This is a genomic window from Pseudomonadota bacterium, assembly GCA_039024915.1.
Taxonomy (GTDB): Bacteria; Pseudomonadota; Alphaproteobacteria; order Rhizobiales; family MH13; genus MH13.
In genome coordinates this window covers 56,914-79,777 of record JBCCPK010000001.1, presented here as the reverse complement: position 1 = coordinate 79,777, position 22,864 = coordinate 56,914, and the positions used below count along the sequence as shown (strand labels likewise).

At 60.2% G+C, this 22,864-nt stretch carries 27 protein-coding genes; 26 read left to right on the top strand and 1 reads right to left on the bottom strand.

All coding sequences use genetic code 11. From position 1 onward, the window contains the following. The first annotated feature begins 19 nt into the window (after positions 1-19). The 13 genes from AAF739_00375 (at position 20) to AAF739_00315 (ending at position 11,829) form a co-directional block, all read left to right on the top strand. Positions 20-1,291 carry a DNA polymerase III subunit beta gene (locus AAF739_00375; protein MEM6381102.1) on the top strand — a complete coding sequence of 424 codons (1,272 nt, stop codon included), beginning with the start codon at positions 20-22 and terminating at the stop codon, positions 1,289-1,291. A 72-nt stretch (positions 1,292-1,363) separates the two neighbouring features. Next, positions 1,364-2,884 carry a DNA cytosine methyltransferase gene (locus AAF739_00370; GenBank protein MEM6381101.1) on the top strand — a complete coding sequence of 507 codons (1,521 nt, stop codon included), beginning with the start codon at positions 1,364-1,366 and terminating at the stop codon, positions 2,882-2,884. 20 nt (positions 2,885-2,904) lie between these two features. Further along, on the top strand, positions 2,905-3,093 hold the full coding sequence (locus AAF739_00365) for a hypothetical protein (protein ID MEM6381100.1): 189 nt from the start codon (positions 2,905-2,907) through the stop codon (positions 3,091-3,093). After that, positions 3,090-4,325 carry a helix-turn-helix domain-containing protein gene (locus AAF739_00360; protein ID MEM6381099.1) on the top strand — a complete coding sequence of 412 codons (1,236 nt, stop codon included), beginning with the start codon at positions 3,090-3,092 and terminating at the stop codon, positions 4,323-4,325. The genes AAF739_00365 and AAF739_00360 overlap by 4 nt, the downstream gene beginning before the upstream one ends. A 2-nt stretch (positions 4,326-4,327) precedes the next feature. Continuing rightward, positions 4,328-4,927: a hypothetical protein gene (locus tag AAF739_00355; protein MEM6381098.1), complete on the top strand. Its 600-nt coding sequence runs from the start codon at positions 4,328-4,330 to the stop codon at positions 4,925-4,927. A gap of 212 nt (positions 4,928-5,139) precedes the next feature. After that, positions 5,140-5,445: an HNH endonuclease signature motif containing protein gene (locus tag AAF739_00350; protein ID MEM6381097.1), complete on the top strand. Its 306-nt coding sequence runs from the start codon at positions 5,140-5,142 to the stop codon at positions 5,443-5,445. Further along, entirely contained in the window at positions 5,388-5,990 is a 603-nt protein-coding gene (locus AAF739_00345; GenBank protein MEM6381096.1) for a hypothetical protein, read from the top strand. The genes AAF739_00350 and AAF739_00345 overlap by 58 nt, the downstream gene beginning before the upstream one ends. Beyond that, positions 5,987-7,699, top strand: coding sequence for a terminase large subunit (locus tag AAF739_00340; protein ID MEM6381095.1), 1,713 nt, complete (start codon positions 5,987-5,989; stop codon positions 7,697-7,699). Before AAF739_00345 ends, AAF739_00340 begins: the two co-directional genes overlap by 4 nt. Then, positions 7,696-8,934 carry a phage portal protein gene (locus AAF739_00335; GenBank protein MEM6381094.1) on the top strand — a complete coding sequence of 413 codons (1,239 nt, stop codon included), beginning with the start codon at positions 7,696-7,698 and terminating at the stop codon, positions 8,932-8,934. The genes AAF739_00340 and AAF739_00335 overlap by 4 nt, the downstream gene beginning before the upstream one ends. Continuing rightward, positions 8,931-9,623 carry an HK97 family phage prohead protease gene (locus AAF739_00330; protein ID MEM6381093.1) on the top strand — a complete coding sequence of 231 codons (693 nt, stop codon included), beginning with the start codon at positions 8,931-8,933 and terminating at the stop codon, positions 9,621-9,623. The genes AAF739_00335 and AAF739_00330 overlap by 4 nt, the downstream gene beginning before the upstream one ends. Positions 9,624-9,654: 31 nt before the next feature. Further along, positions 9,655-10,971: a phage major capsid protein gene (locus AAF739_00325; GenBank protein MEM6381092.1), complete on the top strand. Its 1,317-nt coding sequence runs from the start codon at positions 9,655-9,657 to the stop codon at positions 10,969-10,971. Between the two features lie 76 nt (positions 10,972-11,047). Then, the gene (locus AAF739_00320; GenBank protein MEM6381091.1) at positions 11,048-11,251 is read left to right on the top strand and encodes a hypothetical protein; all 204 of its coding nucleotides are present in this window, start codon (positions 11,048-11,050) and stop codon (positions 11,249-11,251) included. After that, positions 11,248-11,829, top strand: coding sequence for a head-tail connector protein (locus AAF739_00315; protein MEM6381090.1), 582 nt, complete (start codon positions 11,248-11,250; stop codon positions 11,827-11,829). The genes AAF739_00320 and AAF739_00315 overlap by 4 nt, the downstream gene beginning before the upstream one ends. 16 nt (positions 11,830-11,845) lie before the next feature. Here AAF739_00315 and AAF739_00310 read toward each other — a convergent pair whose 3' ends face one another. Continuing rightward, positions 11,846-12,100 carry a hypothetical protein gene (locus AAF739_00310; protein MEM6381089.1) on the bottom strand — a complete coding sequence of 85 codons (255 nt, stop codon included), beginning with the start codon at positions 12,098-12,100 and terminating at the stop codon, positions 11,846-11,848. Positions 12,101-12,111: 11 nt separating this feature from the next. On the opposite strand from AAF739_00310, the gene AAF739_00305 reads away from it, so the two are divergent. Genes AAF739_00305 through AAF739_00245 form a run of 13 tightly spaced genes read left to right on the top strand, consistent with a single transcriptional unit; the run spans position 12,112 to position 22,814 of the window. Further along, positions 12,112-12,447 carry a phage head closure protein gene (locus AAF739_00305; protein ID MEM6381088.1) on the top strand — a complete coding sequence of 112 codons (336 nt, stop codon included), beginning with the start codon at positions 12,112-12,114 and terminating at the stop codon, positions 12,445-12,447. A gap of 11 nt (positions 12,448-12,458) precedes the next feature. Continuing rightward, positions 12,459-12,866 carry an HK97-gp10 family putative phage morphogenesis protein gene (locus AAF739_00300; GenBank protein MEM6381087.1) on the top strand — a complete coding sequence of 136 codons (408 nt, stop codon included), beginning with the start codon at positions 12,459-12,461 and terminating at the stop codon, positions 12,864-12,866. Continuing rightward, positions 12,863-13,279: a DUF3168 domain-containing protein gene (locus AAF739_00295; GenBank protein ID MEM6381086.1), complete on the top strand. Its 417-nt coding sequence runs from the start codon at positions 12,863-12,865 to the stop codon at positions 13,277-13,279. Before AAF739_00300 ends, AAF739_00295 begins: the two co-directional genes overlap by 4 nt. A gap of 4 nt (positions 13,280-13,283) precedes the next feature. Further along, a complete protein-coding gene (locus tag AAF739_00290) occupies positions 13,284-13,688 on the top strand; it encodes a phage tail tube protein (GenBank protein MEM6381085.1) in 405 nt (134 codons plus the stop codon). After that, entirely contained in the window at positions 13,688-14,005 is a 318-nt protein-coding gene (locus AAF739_00285) for a hypothetical protein (GenBank protein ID MEM6381084.1), read from the top strand. The genes AAF739_00290 and AAF739_00285 overlap by 1 nt, the downstream gene beginning before the upstream one ends. 17 nt (positions 14,006-14,022) lie before the next feature. Further along, positions 14,023-14,226, top strand: coding sequence for a phage tail assembly chaperone (locus tag AAF739_00280; GenBank protein MEM6381083.1), 204 nt, complete (start codon positions 14,023-14,025; stop codon positions 14,224-14,226). Next, on the top strand, positions 14,216-15,961 hold the full coding sequence (locus AAF739_00275; protein ID MEM6381082.1) for a phage tail tape measure protein: 1,746 nt from the start codon (positions 14,216-14,218) through the stop codon (positions 15,959-15,961). Before AAF739_00280 ends, AAF739_00275 begins: the two co-directional genes overlap by 11 nt. After that, a complete protein-coding gene (locus tag AAF739_00270; protein MEM6381081.1) occupies positions 15,961-16,593 on the top strand; it encodes a hypothetical protein in 633 nt (210 codons plus the stop codon). The genes AAF739_00275 and AAF739_00270 overlap by 1 nt, the downstream gene beginning before the upstream one ends. After that, on the top strand, positions 16,590-17,180 hold the full coding sequence (locus AAF739_00265; protein MEM6381080.1) for a DUF2163 domain-containing protein: 591 nt from the start codon (positions 16,590-16,592) through the stop codon (positions 17,178-17,180). The genes AAF739_00270 and AAF739_00265 overlap by 4 nt, the downstream gene beginning before the upstream one ends. Beyond that, the gene (locus AAF739_00260) at positions 17,177-17,587 is read left to right on the top strand and encodes a hypothetical protein (GenBank protein ID MEM6381079.1); all 411 of its coding nucleotides are present in this window, start codon (positions 17,177-17,179) and stop codon (positions 17,585-17,587) included. Before AAF739_00265 ends, AAF739_00260 begins: the two co-directional genes overlap by 4 nt. 3 nt (positions 17,588-17,590) lie before the next feature. Next, entirely contained in the window at positions 17,591-21,202 is a 3,612-nt protein-coding gene (locus AAF739_00255) for a fibronectin type III domain-containing protein (GenBank protein MEM6381078.1), read from the top strand. Then, on the top strand, positions 21,202-22,119 hold the full coding sequence (locus AAF739_00250) for a hypothetical protein (protein MEM6381077.1): 918 nt from the start codon (positions 21,202-21,204) through the stop codon (positions 22,117-22,119). The genes AAF739_00255 and AAF739_00250 overlap by 1 nt, the downstream gene beginning before the upstream one ends. Next, complete coding sequence (locus AAF739_00245) at positions 22,119-22,814, top strand: hypothetical protein (GenBank protein MEM6381076.1); 696 nt, start codon at positions 22,119-22,121, stop codon at positions 22,812-22,814. The genes AAF739_00250 and AAF739_00245 overlap by 1 nt, the downstream gene beginning before the upstream one ends. Positions 22,815-22,864 lie beyond the last annotated feature (50 nt).

Sequence of the window (22,864 nt, the reverse complement as noted above, 5' to 3'; positions counted from 1 at the left end):
TTCTAAAAAGGGATGGATCATGACCAAAACCACGTTTGAATGGCGCATGCGCGCTGGCGATCTCGCGCAGGCTTTGGGCTTGCTTAAGGGCATCGTCATGTCCCGCTCGGCTATCAACGTCCTGACCACGGTTCTGTTTAAGGGCGGGCGGCTGACGGCCACCGATCTTGACCAGACATTGACGGTCACCGTGCCGACGCTGGCGCATGCCGGTGCCTTGGCGATTCCGCTTCGTGCTTTGCGGGTGGTGCGGCTGATTGATCCCGATTCGGTGATCACCTTGTCGCGCGATACTGGCGCGCTCAATCTGCGCCACGGTCACGCATGGTACGAGTTGCCATGTGTGCCAGCTGCGGACTTTCCGACCACGGCTGCAGCGACAGGTCAAAGCCTGGGCGGTAATGCCATCTCTGGGCTTCTGCCCGCCTTGCGCGCCGTGCGCTATGCGTTGTCGACCGAAGAGACCCGATACTATCTACACGGTGCCTGCCTGACACGCATTGATGGCGAAGCCGTGGCGGTCGCCACGAACGGGCATGAACTGGCATGGGGCCTCCTCAACGCACCCATGCCCGACGCGTGGTATGGCGCGATTATTCCGCGGCTGACCATAGAAACCTTGTTGCTCATCGGCACAATCGACCGACTAACGGTGCAGAATGATACCGGTGACAGCTCAGCGTCGGGTGTTAAGCGTCTCACGGCGACCGCGCCTGGCATCACCTTGCACAGCAAGTTGATTGACGGTGCCTTTCCCGATGTCAATCGCGTCATTCTTAAAAGGCTGGGCGGCAACGCAGAGTATGGCCAGACCGATTGGTCAATGATTCTTCCCGTCGATGCCGTGCGCGCGGCTCTGCGGCGGCTTGGTGCGCTGCAGGATGATCGCGATAGAGCAGTCCGTCTGGTGCCGCAGGGCACGCACAGGCTCGATCTTGTCGTTGAGACCGTCGCGGACACTGAGCGGTTGGCGTTGATGGAATCAATCCGGCTGCCGCAGCCGCATAAGCTGCAGGCAGCGACATGGGCGGATCCGCATACTTTGTATGCATCGTTCAACAATCGCTATCTGCAACGGTTCCTGCAGCATGCGGCAGGCGAGGTTTGCACCGTGCACGGCCTAATGGACCCGCGCAGCTTCCAAGTCGGCGCACCCATCGGCACGACGGACGGGAATGGCGGTCGACTTTTGATGCCGATGCAAAGCTCAATAGATCCCAAACACCCGTTGATTGAGCGGTTCCAGTCGATGTCCCGTGAATTGGCCGAAGATGCGCCAAGGGCGGCGTAAGGTGCGGTTGGTCACGAGCGGTCGGGCCAACGGCCCGGAGCCACAGGGATGGAACGCAGCGGGGCGAGTCGCATGCGCGGCATGACGGTCTGCAGCGGGATCGGTGCGCCTGAGGTGGCGGCGCCATGGATAGACTGGCGCTGGCAGGCGGAGATCGATCCGTTTCCGTGTCACGTGCTGCACCATCGTATCGGGTCGTCCCGACCGCTGTTCATGCCCGACCCAGACAGGCCAGACCTGAGCGAAAAGGACGGTCGTGCGCGCCGTGCAGCGATCAAGCGCGTTGCCGCGCTGCCTGAGACTGGTCGCACTATAAACCTTGGCGACATGACGCAATTTGAAAGGTGGCCGGATGCAAACCCAGATGTTCTCGTCGGCGGAACACCCTGCCAAAGCTTCTCGGTGGCCGGACTTCGCAACGGACTTGATGACCCGCGCGGGAACCTCATGCTCACCTTCCTTGCCCTTGCTCGCCGATACCGTCCTCGATGGATCGTCTGGGAAAACGTCCCCGGTGTCCTGTCGACAAACGCAGGGCGGGATTTTGGAACCTTCCTCGCAGGGCTGGGGCAGTGCGGGTACGGGTGGGCCTACCGCGTTCTGGACGCTCAATATGTCCGAACATCCGGCCTGCCACACGCTGTCCCCCAACGGCGGCGGCGTGTGTTCGTTGTCGGATGTGCTCGAGGATGGGCCAGTGCCGCCGCGGTACTTTTTGAGCGCGAGGGCCTGCGCGGGGATCCTCCGCCGCGCCGAGAAGCGGGGCAAAGCGCTCCCACCGTCCCTAGCCGCCGCTCTGCGGGCGGTGGTCTCAGAACAGACTTTGACTGCGACGGCGGATTGATCGTTTCGGACGATCCTGCCTGCACATTGACCGCGCGGGAACGCAAGGGCGCATTGCCCGAAGCCGATTTATCGACGGTTGTGGCGCACACTCTGCTTGCCAAAGCAAACGACAGTCATTCCGCTGATCTGGATACGTATGTCAGCCATGCCTTGCGAGCCGAAGGATTTGACGCGGGCGAGGATGGCACCGGTCGCGGAACGCCACTGGTGCCGATGGCCTTTTCAAGCAAGGACCATGGCGGTGACGTTGAGACAAACCTGTCGCCGACCTTGCGCGCGGGCGCGCATGACGGCAGCCATGCGAATGCCGGTGTTCCGCCTGCGATTGCCTTCCCAGCCGAGATGTCTAGTACTCAGGCTGCAAGTACGCCTGATCTCTCGCCCGCCTTGTCGGTCAAGCACACGACAGCGGTCGCCTTCGACCTGCGTGGACGCGAGGGCGGCGCGGTTCTAGAAGGCCCACATGAAACGGCAAATATGCGTGCCGCCTCTGGCGGTTCTTCTCGGTCCTATGTTGCCATAAGCTACGCCGTCCGCCGTCTGACACCGCTGGAATGCGAGCGCCTGCAAGGCTTCCCCGATGGCTGGACGGCGATACCGTATCGCGGCAAACCCGCCGACCAATGCCCAGACGGGCCGCGATATAAGGCCTTAGGCAATTCTTGGGCGGTCAATTGTGGGCAGCTGGTGTTTGAGCGTCTTCGGATTGTGGACGCGATGCTCGCGGCTGGTGAGGTGGCGGGGTGACCTGGTTTGTTGAACAGAGAATGGCTTGGATCGCCGAAAGCGTGCGTATCTGGGGCTTCATCAACCGTCGCCATATCTGCGAAAAGTTCGGCGTTTCGCTGCCTCAGGCCGTCAACGATTTGCGGCTGTTTCAGAAGCGCAATCCTGAGGCCATACGATATTGCCCGCGTCAAAAATCCTACGTGCGTGCCGGGGACGGCACATCATGAGCTTCCAAGCGCTCAACTGGGTCAAGTCCATGCAGCTGGGGGATTCCTCGGCGCGGTTCGTCGCGTACATGCTGGCCAATTATGCCGACGAAGAGGGCACATGCTTTCCGACGATCGCCATGTTGGCGGGCGATACCGACCTGTCTGAACGCACGGTGCGCGACGCCATCAAGCGGCTGGAAGACAAGGCGCTGGTTACGAAGGTTCGGCAACGCAACCAAGACGGCACATTGGGGCGCAACCGGTACAAACTGGCGCTTGAAGGTAAGCCGAAATTGCATGCCGAAAATGGGTCAAAAGAGGCGGGTCCACCGGCAGATATCGCCGCTGGTGATGAGCAGTCTTCACCAGCGGAACCTGACGCACATCCAGCGGCAACTGACGCACATCCAGCGGCAACTGCCGCCGGTCCTATAAAGGATAAACCATCATCAGAACCACCATTAGAACCATCATCGGTTGAGAGAGAGGGCGCGCAGGCGCGCGAGCCCGTCGCCCGTGAGCGGTCGTCGCTTGCGACGGAGCGAACGGGTGAAACCAGCACCCAAACCGAAACCCAAATCCCACCACCAGCCCCACCCAAAACGATCCCGTTTTCGAAATTCTGGCCGAAATGGCCTGATCGTGTCGCCTCAAGCAAGCCGCAAGCTCAACGGGTTTGGGACACGATCACCGATTCCGATCGGCAAGCCGCGATTGACGGGATAACCCCGTTCCATGAGGTTTTGAAGCGGAAGAAGCGCGGCGCGATACCTGCGGCATCAACCTATCTTGCCGAGCGGAAATGGGAAGATTTGGACGGCGAGGCGGTGTCTGGCGCTGCGTACCTGCCGCCGGAAATCAAGCCCTATTCGCCCTTGTGGACTGCAGCGTTGATCGAACACGCCAAGGCGCCCGAAGGGCAAAGGGCGGCCATCACCCTGTTGCGGTTCGCCCAGCGCGGTCAAGGCGGCTATTTGCGCTTTGGCAAGGCGCGCGACGATGAACTGGTCGCCATGGCCGAACGGTTTGGGCGCGCGCAAGTGGACAGCCCGAAGGGCAGGGCCTTTGTGGCATGGTTGTGCGCGCGCCTCGAAGGTCACCAATTGTGGAACCCCGAAACGCTTCGCCTGCCGGATGATTTCTGGCTGTTCGTGCCGCCCGACGATCTGGCCAAAGCGTGGGAAATCACGCCGGTTGGGTTGCGCCCGCTGGCACCGCCATCACCACAAGATATCGCGGAGAACCTCTGACGATGCCGAGAACCAAAGCCGCACAGCCCAAGCATGGCAGCGAAGGCCGTATGAAGATCGGCGAGCGCGAAATCGACAACCCTTACGGCGTCGGGCCAAAGCGGATCAAGGCGCAGGTGAACGAAAAGACCGATGCGATCGAAAGCCTGTATGCGCGCGGGCGGATCGATGCGGCGCAAAAGCATGCGGGTGACCGTATCCGGGCGCTGTATGAGCGGATGCAGTCGGGCGGTGCGCGCGGCGTTGATCTTGAGGCGGTGCGCGTCGATGGCGGGCAGACGGCCAAGTCCGAATCGCTGTCACAGCTGCAGGCTATCGAGGCATTGGGCGGGTTGGTGCGAGATCTGGGCAAGAGCGAATATGCGTTGGTGATCCTGTGTGCCGGTGAATGTCTGGACCTGCGGACCGTTGCCAACCGCTGGGCGGGGCGCAAGGCCACGCGCGATGAATTGACGTTCGTTTCCCAGACTGTGCAGAGCGGGCTCACAGAGGCTGCGGTACATTTTGGCTTCAAATCGCAAGATACGACGCCATCGGCCCGTCTGGCGCGTCTGAGCCATGCACAAGACCTAATCAACACCCGTCTTCGAAAAGGGGGTTGACACGTGCGCACGTGAACGGCACTTATGACGCACAGTCGACAACTGCACCTTAAAACGCTTCGGTTCATCGCCGGGGCGTTTTGCGTTTGCGCTGGCCTGTGTCCTTAACGAAGGTGCCATGGGCGAACGTGACTTGAGATCATGCCGTAACAGTTCATGACACGTGCGGTTGTCGGCTGACCGGATTACATCACAAAGAATGAACGTGAGCCGTGCCGCTCAAGTCTGCGACGCCTAAGCTGAAACGTGCGGGATCGCGTCTGCGCCCGCCGGCTAAGCACACCGAACCGTTCTATCGCTCGAAGGGGCACCTTGCGTGGGCAGCGCGCGTGAAGCGTCGGGCTGGCTATACGTGCGAGCGATGCGGCGCAGCGGGCGATGGCGTGCGGCTGATCGCGGACCATATTGTCGAGCGCAAAGATGCCGGCGCCCCGTTCGACGACAGCAACGGCGCGTGCTTGTGTCAGGCCTGCCACAACACGAAGACCGCAAGAGCCAAGCGCGCCCGCAACCGGTAACCCCGTGGGGGGTGGGTCGAAACTTCATCAGCGCCGCCGCCCAAGCACCGGGTGTGGTGTTACGCGGAGATTTTTTTTCGGTGGACTGTGATTTCAACCTCTTTGGTGAGCAGCTGCCCGCCAATCACGGCGAGCGCGGTCGACCCCAACATGTGGCGACATCAGAAAACCGCAACAAAGTCATGATGTTACTGGCGGCCGGATGGACGGTGGTCCGGATCGCAAAGGCGCTGGGCATTTCGGCACCCACCTTGCGCGAGCATTATTTTTCCGAACTGCAGATGCGCGCGGTGGCGTACGATCGCGTCAAGGCTCAGCGGTTCTCAATGCTGTTCGAACAAATGAAGGCTGGCAGCGTGCCGGCGCACAAGGAATTCGACCGGATGCTGCAACGCGAGCACCTGGCGCTTGCCGAAGCGCGCATGCGCAAGGCTCCGAAGAAAGAGCAGGTGGGCAAGAAACAGGCACGCGAGGCCGCCGCGCCCGAGGCCCACAAGGACACCCCTTGGGAAGGTCTGTTGCCTAATACGGAAACCATGCAGTGACCGGTTGGTCGTTCGCCGTTCTCGATTGGTGGGATCGGTTGCAACACGGCCGCACTCTGTTGCCTAACCTGCCGCTTGACGACCGGATGGCCACCCAAGCTGTCAACATCTTCAACAAGCTGCACCTGCCCGACGTGCCGGGGTGCCCAACGCTCGGTGAGGCTGCTGGAGAGTGGCAGCGCGACATGGTGCGCGCAATCTTCGGTTCACTTGTCGATGGTGAACGCCAAGTCGGCGAAGTCTTCTGGATGGTGCCGAAAAAGAACTCGAAGACCACCGGCGGCGGCGCGATCTCGGTTACCGCGCTGCTGATGAACCAAAGGCCGCGCGCCGAACTGATCTATGTCGGGCCGACGCAAGAGGTCGCCGAAGTCGCCTTTCGCCAGGCGGTGGGCATGATCGAAGCGGATGCTTTCCTGCGGCAGCGCTTCCATGTTCGCGACCACAACAAAACGATTGTCGATCTGGTCACGAAAGCGCAGCTGAAGATCAAGACGTTCGACCTCAAAGTCGTCACCGGGTCAAAGCCGGTTTTTGTGCTGCTCGACGAGCTGCACTTGATGGGTGTTATGCGTGCGGCAAGCCGCATTCTCGCGCAGATCAGGGGCGGGCTGCTGCCGAACCCGGAAAGCTGTCTGGTGATGATCACCACCCAAAGCGACGATGCACCGACCGGCGTTTTCAGAACGGAGCTAGAGTATGCCCGAGGCGTGCGCGATGGCCGGATAACCGAAGGCGTTCGCATGCTGCCGGTGCTGTACGAGTTCCCCGAAACGATACAACGCGATGAGCAAAAGCCGTGGGCGAACCCTGACCTGTGGCACCTTGTGACTCCGAACAATGGCCGCTCAATTACGGTTGACCGTTTGATCCCGCAATATACCCAAGCGGTCGAAAAGGGCGAGGAAGATGAGCGCATCTGGGCATCGCAGCACCTGAACATTCAGGTGGGCATGGCGCGGGCGGGCGACCAGTGGGCCGGCGCCGACTACTGGATGGGCGCGGCCGACGACTCAATCACGCTAGAAGAGATAATCAAACGGTGCGATGTCGTGACGGTCGGTGTCGATGGCGGCGGGCTCGACGATCTTCTAGGGCTTTCGGTCACGGGTCGCGATGCCATCAGCCGCGATTGGCTGTTCTGGTTCAAAGCCTGGTGCCAAAAGGACGTGCTCAAAAAGCGCAAAAAAATCGCCTCGCGACTTGAGGCGTTCGCGGCGGATTGCGATCTGGTGATCTGCGATGACGATGATATGGGGCGGGACTTTCGCGAGCTGGTGGAGATCTGCGAAAGGTTGTTGCTCGCCGGTCTTTGCCCAGATGAAGATGCCATCGGCCTCGACCCGGTTGGTGTTGCGGAGATCGTCGACCTGCTTGTGCAGGCTGGTTTTACAATGGACCAGATTAAGGCCGTCCCGCAGGGCTACAGACTGAACTCCGCGATCAAGGGGTTCGAGCGCAAACTCAAGGACGGCACGGCGTGGCACAACGGATCGGAAATGATGAACTGGGTTGTCGGCAACGCCAAGGCGACGCTTTCCGGCAGTGCTACCGTTATCACCAAGCAGGCTTCCGGTACTGCTAAAATCGATCCGCTGATCGCTGGTTTCAATTCATATCAGTTCATGGCGCGCGGGCCTGAGCCCTCCACGCGCGGCGCCATGGACGATTATTTCCGGTCGGTGCGTGCTGGCCAGGCTACCTCATGAAACTTATGGACCGCATCAAGAGCGGCTTGTTCCGTCGGGTTGTGACGCTTCGCAATCTGAACGAATGGTGGAGCACGGGCCACATGTCCGACGCGGGCGAGCTGGTCGGCGGCAAGGATGCCCTGACGATCGGCGCGGTCTGGGCGTGCGTCAATCTGGTGGCCGGCACCAGCGCCAGTCTACCGCTGGATGTCAGGCGACGCGACAGCGCTGGTGTGGTGCGCACCGATCCCACGCATCCGCTTTCCGGGCTGCTTCAGGAAAGCCCGAACTTCGATCAGACGGCCATGGACTTCTGGGAGTTCATGTTCGCCTCGCTGGAACTGTGGGGCAATGCCTATGCACAGATCCTGCGATCAGGCTCGCGTGTTACGTCGCTCGTCCCGATCGCTCCCGATGCGGTGCAGGCCCGTCGGCTGCAAAGCGGATCGATTGAGTACAGCTGGACCGACGATAACGGCTCCAGTTTTGTCAAACCCGATACGAACGTGTTTCACATTCGCGGGTTTGGCGGCAGCCCGCTCGGCGGGCTGTCGACGCTGAGTTACGCGCGCCACGCCTTCGGCCTGGCGCGGGCAATCGACAGGGCCGCGGGCAAAACCTTCGCCAACGGCCTGCGCCCGTCCGGCGTGCTGTCGTTCAAGGAGTTCCTGTCGCAGGAAAACCGGTCCATCGCGCGGAACGATCTGATTGAACAGTTTGCCGGCGCTCACAATGCCGGCAAGCCGATGATCCTCGAAGGGGACGCGAGCTGGACAAGCCTTTCGATCAATCCCGAAGATGCCCAGATGCTGGAAAGCCGGGGTTTCTCGGTTGAGGACATATGCCGTTTCTTCGGCGTACCGCCGTTCATGATCGGGCACACCGAAAAATCCACCAGCTGGGGCACGGGGCTTGAGCAGCAAACGCTGGGTTTTCAGAAGTACACGTTACGGCGCCGTCTCCGCCGCGTTGAACAGGCGGTCGAGAAGCAGCTGCTGACTGGGGCTGAACGGGCTCGGGGCATCGGTGTCAAGTTTGCGATTGAAGGTCTGCTGCGCGCCGACAGCGCCGCCCGCGCCGCGTACTATCGCGAGATGACCAGCATCGGGGCCATGACCATCAATGAGGTGCGTGCGCTCGAAGGGCTGCCGCCGGTTGCGGGCGGAGAGGTTCCGCGCATGCAAATGCAGAACGTTCCAATCACCGAGGCGGGGATCGGCCACAATGGCGGACCGCCCATGGAGGGTGCATGACCTACACACGCACGACCGGTGCCGCAATTCTCGACGTGAAAGCGACTGGCAGCAAGGGTGAAATCGAGGGCTATGCCAGCACGTTCGGTGGCGAGCCGGATGACTATAACGACATAATCGCGGCTGGTGCTTTTTCCAAAAGCTTAGCGGTGCACGCCGCTCGCAACACCTTACCCATCATGCTGCGAGAGCATGACCCAAAGGCGTGGATCGGAAAGTGGCTAGAGGTCACAGAGGACAGCCGCGGGCTTAAGGTTCGCGGTGAGTTGCGGACGACAACCGCGTTAGGAGCCGAGACCTACGAGCACTTGAAAAACGGCGATGTGAACGGTCTCTCCATTGGGTATCGGCTCATGGATTATGATCCAGACAAAAGCGACCCATCTCTCTGGACGCTGACAGAAATCGACTTGCATGAGATTTCAGTTGTCAGCATGCCGGCAAACCGGCACGGAACCGTCGATGACGTTAAGTCAGCTAAAGGTGCCCGTGTTCACATAGATACACTCATTGCAAAGGTAGCAGCCGGGGATCGGCTGACCGAGCGCGAGTTCGAAGAGTTGGCCAAGGGGACTTGGCACTTGTCGAACTCACAGGCCGAACGCGCCGCCCGCGTTCACCTGAAAGGGCAGGGGGATCCTGCCAAGGCGGACCAAGCCGCGGAATTTCTCCGCGCCCTTTCGGCCTGACAGGCCCCAAACCACAACATAGGAGACAATCATGTCTTTTCGAACGCAGCGGGCGGTGGCGCTCGGCGGCGTGGCTGCGCTTGCGGCCATGTCCGACATGCCTTTCGCGCCGGTCATCACCTTTGACAAACCGACCGAGACCGGCTCCCTCTCACCTGAGGTCACAAAGCTCGCCGACGAAATCAAGACCGCGCACAAGGAAGCCGTCGACAAGGCGCGTGAAATCGCAGAGGAGGCGCTGGGCAAGGCCGCAAAAAACGAAACGCTGTCCACGTCTCTGAAAGACGCTGCCGACGAAGCGCTGGTCAAGATGAACGAGCTGACCGAACAAGTCACGACGATGGAGCAAAAGCTTGATCGGACTGGGCCGAATGGCGATTCCGAAGCTCGCAAATCGCTTGGTCAGATGTTCATTGAGGATGACAAGGTCAAGTCGTTCCTCGGGACCGAGGAAAAGCGCGGCAAGGTCCAGATGTTGCAGAAAGCAACCATCACCACCGCAACGACCGACGCAGACGGTTCCGCCGGCGATCTGGTTAACGAGACCCGGTTGCCTGGCGTTATCGCGCCGCCCAACCGTCGGATGACGATTCGCGATCTGATCACGCCCGGTCAAATGGACGGCAATACCCTCGAATATGTTCAGGAGATTGGCTTCAACAACAACGCGGCCACGGTCGCGGAGGGCGCGGCCAAGCCGCAGTCGGATATCAAGATGGATCTCGTGCCGACAACCGCGAAGGTCATCGCCCACACCGCAAAGGCCTCGCGGCAGATTCTCGATGACGCGGCGCAGCTGCGCACCTACATCGATGGACGTCTGCGCTATGGGCTAGCCTTTGCCGAGGAGCTTCAGCTTCTAAACGGCGACGGCACCGGCCAGAACCTTCATGGCATCGTCCCGCAGGCCACTACGTTTTCTGCGCCTTTCACGGTGACCGGTGGAACAGCTATCGACACGATGCGCCTCGCCATGCTGCAGGCTGCCCTGGCGGAGTATCCGGCGACCGGTCACGTCATGCATCCGACCGACTGGACGCGGATCGAACTGACCAAGGACGATGCCGGCTGGTACATTATGAGCAACCCGCAGGGCACGACACCGCCGACTCTTTGGGGACTGCCGGTTGTTGCCACACAGGCCTTGACCATTGACAAGTTCCTGACCGGCGCATTCCAGCTTGGTGCGCAGCTGTTTGATCGGTGGCAGGCGCGCGTCGAGATCTCCACCGAGAACGAAGACGATTTCGTTCGCAACCTTGTGACGATGCTTTGCGAAGAGCGTCTCGCCTTGGCGGTCTATCGCCCCGAAGCGTTCATCTTTGGTGACCTAGGCTACGTCGCGTAATCGCAGCGATCAGTTGACTAAAAAAGGCGGCCATAAGGCCGCCTTTTCTGTGAACTGAGCGCGGAAGGAACGCACCATGAAATTCACAGTCAAACGCCCGCACCAAGGCGATCGCTGGTACAATGTTGGCGACACGCGCGAGGCAACGGAGACATCGGTCAAGCATCTCGTGGCAAAGGGTGTTCTGGTGCCAGTTGAAGCTGGCGGTAAAACCAAGGCGGCCACCAAACCCGCAAACAAAGGCGCCCCAACCGTGCAGAACAAGGCTGCCGACGCGTGAAGTTGACGCTCGTCACGGCACCCGTGAGCGCGCCGCTTACAAGGGATGAGGTCAAGGCGCATTGCCGCGTGGATCACCCCGATGAGGATGTTCTGATTGACGGCTACATCAATGCGGCCGTTGCGCACGTTGACGGATATCGCGGCGTTCTCGGGCGATGCCTGATCAACCAGACATGGCGCATGCGGCTTAGTGGCTGGGCCGGAAAAATCGCGTTGCCGTTTCCCGATGTGTCGGACGTCGCTATACGCTATCGCGATGCTGCCGATGCCGAGCAAACGCTTGATTCCGGCGTCTACGAACTGGTTTCGAGTCCAGGTCGCGGGGCGATCCGCATGCGGCAGGCGTTTGACTATCCTGCCTTGTACGACGATGCCGCCGAGCCGGTCACAATCGATCTGACCGCGGGGTTCGGTGCCAACGCGACGGATGTGCCATGGACGATCAAGCAGGCCATGCTTCTGCTGATCGCGCACTGGTATGAGCATCGGGAGGCTGCGTCAGCGGGGGTGGTGATTGCCGATGTTCCCAAGGGCGTTGACGCGCTCTTGATGCAGCATCGATGCGTCAGTGTCTAAAGGCCTAGAGGTGGACTTAGTCTTTGGGCATCGGCGCGTTGAGTGCGAGGGTGCGGTGCATCGATTGGATTTCGTCCGCCGCCCGCTTCGCTTCTCTTGCCTGATCTTCCATGTGTGTCAGGGCCCGTGCCGCTGCCAAGCACAGTGTCCCAATCCCTATCGTAGAGATCGCAGGCCCAAACGCAGTCATCGGTGCGCCGGCGCTAAGAAAAATAGCCAACACACCGCCTAGCCAGATCGCAATCGCAATAATAACCAACAATATCTGCAAGGTTTTCTCCCATGGCGGCTGGACCGATGCGCAAGCGCATCACGTTTCAACAGGAAGTCAAGGCGCCAGACGGTGCCGGCGGGCACGATCTGTCGTGGATTGATCTAACCACTGTGTGGGGCTCTTTCAAACCCGAAAGGGGAACCGAGCGCGTTGAAGCCGGTCGGCTTGAAGACAGTCTGCGCGGCGTGATCAAGGTTCGGTCCAGTTCCATAACCCGTCAGGTCACCGCTGGTTTCCGGGCGATGATCGACGGGCAACCGTACAATCTCGGCCCACCGTCAAACCCGGACCAGCGTAATCGTTACCTAGAGTTTGTTGCAGAGCGCGGGAGTATCGCGACGTGACATCCGTCACCATGCATGTGCGCAACAAGGAAAGGCTGTTCAACAAGCTCCGCGCCATGGATGACGCCATGGAAGCCGATCTGGCTAAGGCAAGTTTGAAAGGCGCCGAGGAAGTGGCGGGTATGGCCGCCCGTCTGGCGCCGAAAAACCCGGCAACCAAATCGGAGTATCACAAGTCGATTGTGGCGCGGCAGCTTCTGCATCGCGACCGCCGTCATCAGGGTCAGGCGTACATGTCGCGGGCGGTTGGCGCGGCTGGTGTGTTCGCCTCGTGGCGCTGGCGCTTTGTCGAGTACGGCACCGTGAACAACATGGCATGGCCACACCTGATGCCCGCCTACAGGACGCTGCGTAAGCGCATCCGTTCACGCATGGCACGGGCGATCAGCAAAGCCGCCAAGCGCATCGCGGCCCGATGACCGATTACAGTTTCGCTCTGCAGACGGCGCTTTACCAAGCGCTAACAAGCCCAGTGATTAGCGGTGTTCAGTCGGTGCGCGACACGCCGAACACGACACCCTCGCCTGAGGACTTCCCGTTTATTCACATCGGGGAGACGCAGGCGGTGCCGGATGACGCGGACAAGTCGGGGTCCGGCGGTGATGAAGGCAGTTCGGAGTTCGTCGAGTTGCATGTGTGGTCGCGGTATCGCGGCCAGCGCGAAGCCAAGCTGATCGTGGCCGAAATCCATACGCGGTTGCACCAAGCCGCATTGACCGTGCCGGGCCGCGTGTCCGCGCTTTGCTGGGTCCGCAACAAGCAAGTGTTCACCGATACCGATGGCATGACGCAGCACGGTATCGCTTCCCTCGAAATCATTCACAGGAGCTAGACAGATGGGCGTTAAAGGCAGCGATTTTCTGCTGGAAAAGGGGGCTGACCCCTACACGACAATCGGCGGGTTTCGGTCGAAGTCGATCGCGCTGAACGCAGAGATGGTCGACGTCACCAGCGACGATAATGTCAACAAGTTTCGCGAGCTGCTGGCTGGTGCGGGCATCAAGAGCCTGGCGTTTACTGGCTCGGGCGTGATCAACAACAGCGCGGCGCAAAAGGCGCTGTGGACCGACTGCCTTGCGCAGACCGTGGACCCGTACCGCGTCACGGTTCCTGGGGTCGGCACGTTCGCCGGTAACTTCCAGATCATCAATGTCGAGGCGAGCGGCGATCACAATGCTGAGGGTCAGGTCTCCGTCACCGTCGAAAGCGCAGGTGACATTACCTTTGAAGCGGAAGCGTAATGCTGAACGCACTTAGAGGTGAGGGGCGTGTCGAAATCAATGGGCAGGCGTACGAGCTGGTCATTGACATGGATGCGCTTGCTCGGGTTTCGGCGTCGGTGTCCAGCCTGACACTGGGCGATGCAGTCAGCGCAATCATTGGGGCGGAACCGCGCGCCATGCTGGCCGTGCTGCAATCGCCGGCGAACAAAGACCTGCGCGAAGCGGTTACGTCGGGTCTGCATCTGTTCGCAATCGGGCAAGGCGCGCAAGCAGCTATCGCGGAGTTGATGGGTCCCGTTGAGGGAAAGCCAGCAGCGGACCAGACGAAAGCCTGAAAGACTTTATCTGTCGTATGCAGCGCTTCGCATTCGGGTGCCTGCATTGGACGCCAGACGTGTTCTGGTCCGCCACCCTTAACGACATTCTCGCAGCTATCAACGGTTGGAACGATGCGCAAGGCGGATCGACCAAGCGCAAGCCCATGACCCGTTCCGATCTCAACGACCTGATCGCGCACCGCGCGAAACTCGACAGAAAGGCGAAACATGACAACTGATGTCGAGCGCCTTGTCGTCGCGATTGAGGCGCAAACGCGCCAGTTCGAGCGCCAGCTTAATAAGCTTGAAGGTCAGGTTGGCCGGTCAATGCGCCGCAACACAGCGTCCGTCAACCGGCTTGATCGAAGCTTTAAAGCAGCTGCGCTGTCAGCAGAAAAATTCATGATCGGCTTTGCGCGAGGCGCCGGCGCTGCGGCATTGGCGGGCTTGCCCGTGCTGGCGCAGAGTGCGGTGGCGTCTGTTGCTGAACTGGGTGATGCAGCGGACCGTGCAGGCGCCAGTGCGGAGTCTCTGCAGATTTTCCGCCGCGCGCTCGAACAGAACGGCGCCAGCGCGCGCGATGCCGATGACGGCTTTCGCCGCCTGACAAGGCGAATGGGTGAGTTTGCCAACAGCGGCGCGGGACCGGCCAAGGCAGCGATCGAAGGCCTGGGCCTCGAGGTCTTCGATCTGGACGGCAATCTCCGGTCGTCGGATGAGATCCTTCGGCAGATCGCCGCACGGTTTGGCGAAATCGAAAACCCGGCGGTCGCGGCCGCGTACGCTGCCCAGCTGTTCGGCGATGATGCCGGGCCGCGGCTTGTGCCGTTGCTGATGCAAGGGGAGGACGCCCTCCGTAGCTTTGGAGATCAGTTGCGTTCTACCGGCACATTGATGTCCAACGAAATGGTAGACGATGCGCAACGGATGAACGATGCGTTTAACCGTCTGACCAGCGACCTGTGGCTCTGGTCACAAACCCGCATGGTTGGCGCTGCAAATATCGCCATTGATTTTGCCGATACGTTTTCGCAAGCAGCGGATGTATTCACCGAAAAAGCGGCGCAAATTCAGACGGCCCTTTTTGGAGTGGAGGGCGCGGCGCGCCAAAACCTTTCTGGCATGCTTGCGGCCATTGACGCACGCGGGTTTCAAACCCCAGACAACTTTTTCGACCGCTCGACGTTCCGCATGCCGGCACAAGATCCGGTCGGCGAAATTGTTGACCCGCGCCGTATCGAGGCGTTTCGCGAACTCCGCGGCCAGCTCGAGGCGACTGAACAAGACGCCCGCCGCATCGTTGAAGCGTTTGGCCTTTTTGAACAGGCCGGGACACAGGCCGCGCGCGCGACGGGTGGCGCGCTGCGTGATGCAGCTGGCGAGCCCATGGATTTGCTCAACGACAACATCCGCATCGCCAACGACAATCTGCAGCGGATGACGCAGGGGTTCACCGACCTTGCAGACAGCATCGTCAACGATGTCAGCAGCGCGCTGCAGGACGGAAAGATCGAGTGGCACGAATGGGCACAAATTGCGCTCAATGCGCTCAGCCGTGTTCTAACGATGATGGGCGATGTTAACGGCACGGGCGGCGGCAATTTCTTTACCTCGCTGCTTAGCAGCGTGTTCGGTGGTAGGCTCGGGTCGTCGCTGCTGGGCCGGAGCTATGAGGGTGGCGGTTATACGGGGAGCGGGCTTCGCTCCGGTGGCCTTGATGGTCGTGGCGGCTTTGCCGCCGTCCTGCACCCGAACGAGACTGTCAACGACCACAACCTGAGCGCCATGCCATCGATGTCGATGGGTGGTGGCGGCGCCTCATCGATCAACATGGCGATATCCGTCAACGGATCGGTGTCCCGCGCTGAAATGCAGGATGTCGTCGGCGCTGCAGCGAACCAACTGCGTCAAGAGTTTCCGGGCATTGCGGTCCGGTCGGTTGCCAAGCACAAAAAATATGGCGGGCAAATCTAATGGTGACGCCCGTCGCCATGCCAACATTTGGCACACAAGAAGGCGAATTTCGCGCGGTGCGACCGCTGCAGGTCTCAAGGTCAGAAGGCCGTCAAACAGCCTCGCTGGAAAGTTATTACCGGTTTTGGATCGCGCGTTACACGATCGTTCCGCTGACCGATCAGCAGGCATGGGAGTTGTCGGTCTTCCTGTCCGATCGCGCGCCATTCGTTGCGACACACCCTAAAAAGCCTAGGCCCTTAGCTTATCGATCCGCGCCCCTTTCGGGAACAAGGGCGGCCGGCGGGGCTTTCAACGGTGACGCGGTTCTCAACAGTCTGGCGGATCGCGCGTCCCCGGAAATCTCCGGTCTGCCGGCCAACTTCATCTTCACGAAGGGCGATTTGGTCGAGTTCCGGCAATCAGACACGGTGCGGTCCCTGCATATGGTGAGCACGGCGATTACGGGCAATTCGAGCGGGGTCGTCACGCTGCCGCTCGATTACCCCATTCCGTCTGATTTTACCACGTCAGCGACAGTTCATCTCGAACGACCGGGCTGCGTCATGACGATCACGAGCGACACCCAAGGCGTGCAGCCGACGGTCAATCGCGGGTTCGGCTTCGATGCCGAGGAAGTTTTCCTACCGTGAGCGTCGTACTTCCGGCCGATGCGCAAGCCCTCTACGATCAGGGCTGGGCGGGAGAAGCCTACCTGGTTCGCTTTAACCTGCCAGGGCGAACGGTCGGCTACGTCAACGGTCCTCGCCCGGTGACGTACAACGCTCTGACTTACCTGCCCAACCGATATTTGCAGCCAATTGAAGGCATCAGCTCGCTTGGCAGTGCGATCACGCAGAGGGAGTTGCAGTTCTCAAACGTACCCACTGAAAATGCCGACGACTCCATCGCCGCAATAGAGGGCTACGCTTATCAGAACGCACCGGTGCAGATCACGTCTTTGGCCATTGACCCGCAGACCGGCGAGATTGCCGGGGCGGTGGAGACGGCATCTTTTGAGATCTCATCGGTCGTGTTTGGCGACGAGCCTATAGCTGATGACGGTACGCGTGCACTGTCGATGAGCATTACCCTCGACGCGCCGGGCCGAGCGATCAGAGAGCAAACCGCGGCCACGACGGGTCAGCAAGAACAGCAGTTCGACAACGACCCGACGGATACGAGTTCACAATTCCTCGGCACCGTTGGCGAGTGGGCAATCGAATGGGGGCGGGTGTGAGCCGCTTCGAAACCGTGTCCCATGTTCTCCAAGCAGAATTTGAGAAGCCTTACGCGTATGGAGTGTCCGACTGCTTTCTGACTGGCTTGACCGTGGCGGATGCCGTGCGCGGCTCCAAGCTAGTTGGCGACTTTCAAGGTCGCTATTCGACACTGAGGGGCGCACACCGAGTGTTGCGCAACGAGGGGCACACATCGCTCGTTACACTCTTTCAGGGGATGTTTGAGCCCATCGCACCAGCCCGTGCTGCGATCGGGGATCTCGGCATCTATGCGTTGCCTGTCGAAGGCTCAAAACGTGCCGCGGAGCATGTGGGCGTGCATGACGGTCGCAACTTCCGGATCAAGGGCGAGAATGGTCCGATCACCTTCGCTTACACGCAGGCCCTAGCGGCTTTCCGGGTCTGATCCATGGCAATCTTTTCTGCTGCCGCAGCGCTCATAGGCGGGGCGCTGGGCCTTGGCGCGGTCGCCACATCGGTTATCGCCGCGGGCCTAAGCGTTGCTGCACAGCTCGCGGTTTCATACTTCACGCGCCAACAGGGCCCGACGCCCAATCAGGACAAGCGCGTTGCCTTCTCGCAGCAGGTGCAGTTCGGCGCCAACGTCCCGCGGTTTGCAGTCTATGGAACCGCTGCGGTCAAAGGGCATCTGCACTACTGGGGCAAGTGGGGCAAGGGCGACCGCTATAACGGGTTCGTCTACAAACTGTCGGACGGATGGTGCGATGGCCTCGAGCCCGAGGTCTATTTCTACGGTGAGAAGCATACGCTCGTCAGCGCAACACCAATCGGGGGCGAGACGCAGCGCTGGAAGGTTTCAGGCTTTGACGACCTGATTGAGTTTCGGTTCTACGATGGCCGTCCTGGTCAGACAGCGGATGCGCAACTGGTCAGCGAGACGTCATCCGCGCAACGGCGCTGGTCATCAACGGACCGCATGACCAACCAAGCCTATGTGGTCGTTGTCCTGGAGTTCGACAAAGACGCATTCGAGCGTGGGCGTCCTGAGTTCACCTTCGTGCTTCGGGGCCTTCGTGCCTACGATTGGCGCAAGGATGGCAGCGTTGCCGGCGGTGTCGGTGATCATCGCTTCAATGATCCTGTGACGTGGGAACACACAACCAACCCAGCCATCCTTCGGGCCGCGTTCCAACTGGGCCTACAGGGCACCGTATCAGGCCGAACGCTGATTGGGCAGGGCAAGACCTTCGCTCAGTTGCATTTGCCGTCTTACACCGTGGCTGCAAACGTGGCTGATACGGATCGCACCAAGGGCGGGCGCACTTTCAAGATCTATCAATGCGGCATGGTGATTGACGCGGACATGGACCACACAGAGGTGCTGAGCGACTTCGACGATGCTGTCGCGGGATACAGGTTCGACGCGGGCGGGCTTGCGGGGATCATCGTCGGCGCACCGCAGATCCCGGCGTTTGCCATCACAGCTAATGACATCCGCATGGACGCGACAAAGAGTGTGCGCAACCGCCGGGATACGGACGCCCTGTATAATCATCTGACCGGCGATTTCATGTCACGGGAAAGCCATTGGAAGCCGGAACCGCTCAAGCCGGTGACCGTGGCCGCTGATGTCAGCGCGGACAAACGCAAGCGGTCTCTGGCTTATGACTTTACGCAGGTGTTCGATCCAGATGTTGCGCAATACCTCCTCAACATCCGCTACCGGCAGGGGCGTTTCGGCGGACAGGCGACCATTCCCGTGATGCCGCGGCTGTACCGCACGGCAGAGGCTGGCGACTGGTGTACATGGGACAATCGAACATGGCTGGTCACGAACAAGGCTGATGGCAATCTGACGCTCGCCCAGACCGATGCGTCGGTCTATTCGGAAACGGATATCGCGGTCGGACCGATCGTCACCGCACCGGCTGTGCCGACAGGGCCAACGCCGGTTGAGCTTCTGCAGAACTTCGCGTGCACGCCCGGTGTTGAGACAAGCAGCAATGGCCAGTCCCTGCCGACCCTGGTGTTCACATGGGATGCGACGACGGACCCGCGCGTTGACAGCGTCATCATCGAATATCGGCTTGCAGGCTCGTCAGATGCAACACGCATTGCGGTGGCCAATGTCGATGAGGTGACGCGGCATGTGGTCCGCGATGGCATTCTCGCAGGGCAGCTGTACGAGTTTCGTCATACACTGGCCACGGACCCGCCCCGAACAGCGATTTGGACGACGTGGGGCGTGGTCACCACCGACAACAGTTGGACGGTGCCAGACGCGAGTGTCGACCTTTCCAGGCTGACCAACGATATTCAGGTTACGCTGACCAGCGCGCAAACCCTTGTCGAGGCCAACCGCCCACAGCCAGACTGGGAAGCGGACTTTATAGCAACGGTCAACAATGCGCTTGAGCAAGTCCGCATTGTCAGCGGTCTCGCGGACGCCGGCATTGAAATTGATCCGGCCAAGGGGGAAGTCGGTATCTTCGCGACCAACCCCGTCGATAACCAGCGTACCAACATTGAGGCGCTATTCTCGGCACAGCAGGCGCTTATCCAGCTCTCGGCCACGACGACCTACGTCAACGACTATGTGAACGACACGCTCGCGTCTGCGTTAGCCCCAGCTTATACGGCGCAGTTCGACACGGGTCTCGACGGTTGGGTGGGTACGAACAGCACGCTCTCTCAGTCTGGCTCAATCATGACGGTGACCAACACTGGCGCCGACGCAGAGGCAGCGCGGACCGGCTTGTCGATTGATGCTGATACGGCCCCGCGTTTGACGGTTCGCCTCCGCCGGTCTGCTGGCTCGGATGCGACATGGCCCGCTGCTTTCAGCTTTGACGCAGGGTCCGGCTATGTGACGGCCATTGCCTTGCCAGAACCAGCGGATCAGTCGGTTCTCACCACCGTTGAGTTGGACCTGTCCGGTAACCCGGATTGGTCGGGCACGGTCGACAAACTCAAGATCCTCACCGGCGGGGCAGGGGAAGCATTCGAGATCGATACCGTCCAGATCGGTTTGACGTCTCCCCTGTCTCAGGACATTTCGCAGCTGCAGGCGCGGGTCACAGCGGCGGAGCTATCAATTGATGCGAATGCGGGCGAGATCGCCAGCCGGGTGACCAACACGCAGTTTGGCACGTTCACGGACCGCGTTGACGGTTCTGGTGATATCGTCGCCGTGGGCGGCAACGTATACACGGGCCTTGCCCAGACATCGACAACCGATGCGCTCCAGGTCCAGATTGATCAGGTCCAGCAAACGCAGTTGGCGGACGCGAGCGGGGCGACGATCCACGATCTCGCAGAGAGTGTTCGTGGCTTTGTCACCGATCTGGATTTTGGCGTTGGCCAGCTGACAGCCAACGGTGTCCAAGCGCTTGCACTTGCGCGTGCGTCCGATGCCTTATCGACGCGGATCACCGAGGATGGAGAGGCAACGGCCCAGCGCATCCTTGACCTTGAGACGCAAATTGCAGGCGATATCACCGCCAGCCTGACGCAACTCGAGCAGACGGTGGCTAACGATACGTCGGCACTGGCGACATCAATCACCAATCTCAGTGCGCAGTTCCAAGCGGACCTGAACACTGAAACCACGGCACGGACAAACGCGATCGCTGCGGAGGCGGCTACACGGACTGCGGAACTCGCAGTTGTCAATCAGGCGATCGCGGATGAAACCTCAGCGCGGACCACCGCTGTTTCGTCACTGACGACCACAGTGGATGGGAACACCGCCAGCCTGAGCACGCTGCAATCGTCGGTTGATGGTGTCGAACTCCGGTTTGGCGTTCTCGGCACAATCAATGGGGTTACCGGCGGGTTTCAGTTCACGGGTGTGCAGCGGCTGGACGGCGTAGTGAGTTACACACTCGAGATCGATGGAGACCTGATTGTCGACGGTACAATCACAGCCGACAAGCTGCAGGCCACAAGCCTGTCAGCGATCAATGCCAATCTCGGCATCATCACTGCCGGCCGTCTGCAGTCAGCGGATGGCAACATGGTCATCGACCTCGACAACAAGATTTTCAGGATGACCAAGTGATGGTGCATACGACGGTTATCGACGGTCAGAACGGAAGAATGGCTGTGTACTCAGGCACACCGGATGCGGCGCTTGAGGCTAACCCACTCAGCAATCTGGCGCGGATCAAATTCCATTCTGACCTGCAGTATGTTGGGTTCGAGCGGGTCACGAAGACTTTCACAATCCCAGCCATGCCAGTTGGCGGGTATGCACGCGAGCGGATCAATTTGGGGCCGCATGGTCGCGGCTTCACGCCGATAACAATCCCCGTTCTTATCGGCTGGCCCAATCAGAACGGGGTCGGTCAGAACATCGTGTTGAGCGGTGGTGTCCTTTTGGACTACCGAACGCAGCGGCCGGACAATAGCGGTGTCTGTCGTATCAGAGAGCGCAAGTTTGGCCAGACGAACAATATTTCAGGATCATCGGCGGCGTTCCAAAACAATGACCAGGCGTTGTTTGCTGGTGCGGGCGCGGATGCAACCAATCTGTATTTGACGTACCAGCAATCGGTGGCCGCTTCGAACCAAGGTGGGTATCCGGCGTTCACGCTGAACATTGAGTTCTATGTCGGGAATCAGCCCGCTACAGGCACTGGCGCCACACCAGCAACTGACCTGATCAACAGCACACCCAATGAGACGCGGCTCAGCGCAGGGCAGGGGGTCTCAATCCAAGGCACCGATGGCGTGTTCTCATCCCAAAATCTGCACATGCGGCGGACTTCGACCAACCCGCTATCGGTGGCCAAGAACCGCGCGATCCACGCAAAGTATCAGGTCAGTGCGCAGCGCGAATATCGCTGGGACCGAACGCTTAATTACGCGTCAAACTGGCGTTGGGATCTCTCGCACGAGAATTACAACTCGAATGACGGTGCCACTCTCGACCCGATTGTTACACTGAACACGGTCTATGCTGAGTTCAACGTCTGATGTCTTTGGAAATCTTGGCAGACCGGGTGCTGCTTCGGGACAGCGCAGGCAACATCACATTTGATACGAACGAGCGGCTGCTGCACACGGTGGAGTATCTATCCGGCTCGATCACACTGCCGCGCCTGCCCTATCCACGCTTTGGCAGCCCCGCGTCGGAATTCAGTGGTCAACCGTTCCACTTCAACCAAGAGAGCTTCTTTCTAGCCAACCTGAACACCGCACCGGAGATTGTTGGCGGCTCTTGGGCTGTCACCGACCTAGACGGTCTGAATACGCCCGGACAGTCCCGCTTCATTGAAGAGATCATCTCCGCCGGTCCGCAGATCAACTGGTATTACGATTACAACCCAGGCATCCAGATAGGCGAGCGCCACAGTGCGCTTGGCCCGACGACCTTCGATTGCTTTCGCAACAAGGGCTACTATGAGGGCGCAAACACAGTCTCGACACGTGAAACCGGGGATCCCGCGCTGACCACGGCATGGGACCGGGGAATCGAGCGAAACGGCGTGATCAACAGTATCCACTTTGTTGCCGAAGGCACGCAAGCACGTTTGGAGCGTTCAGGAATGGCCGCGCTGAATGAGGTTCTGCTCGCGCAAGGCGTTGGCGGTCCGCTGTCTGCCTGGGGCTACTTCGAATTGCCGCCAATGACCATCGAATTCGACCTTTGGTTTGGTCGCTTCACCTGACCCTAACGACCCTGAACATGCACACGCACCCGCCCGATGAAGCGGGTTTT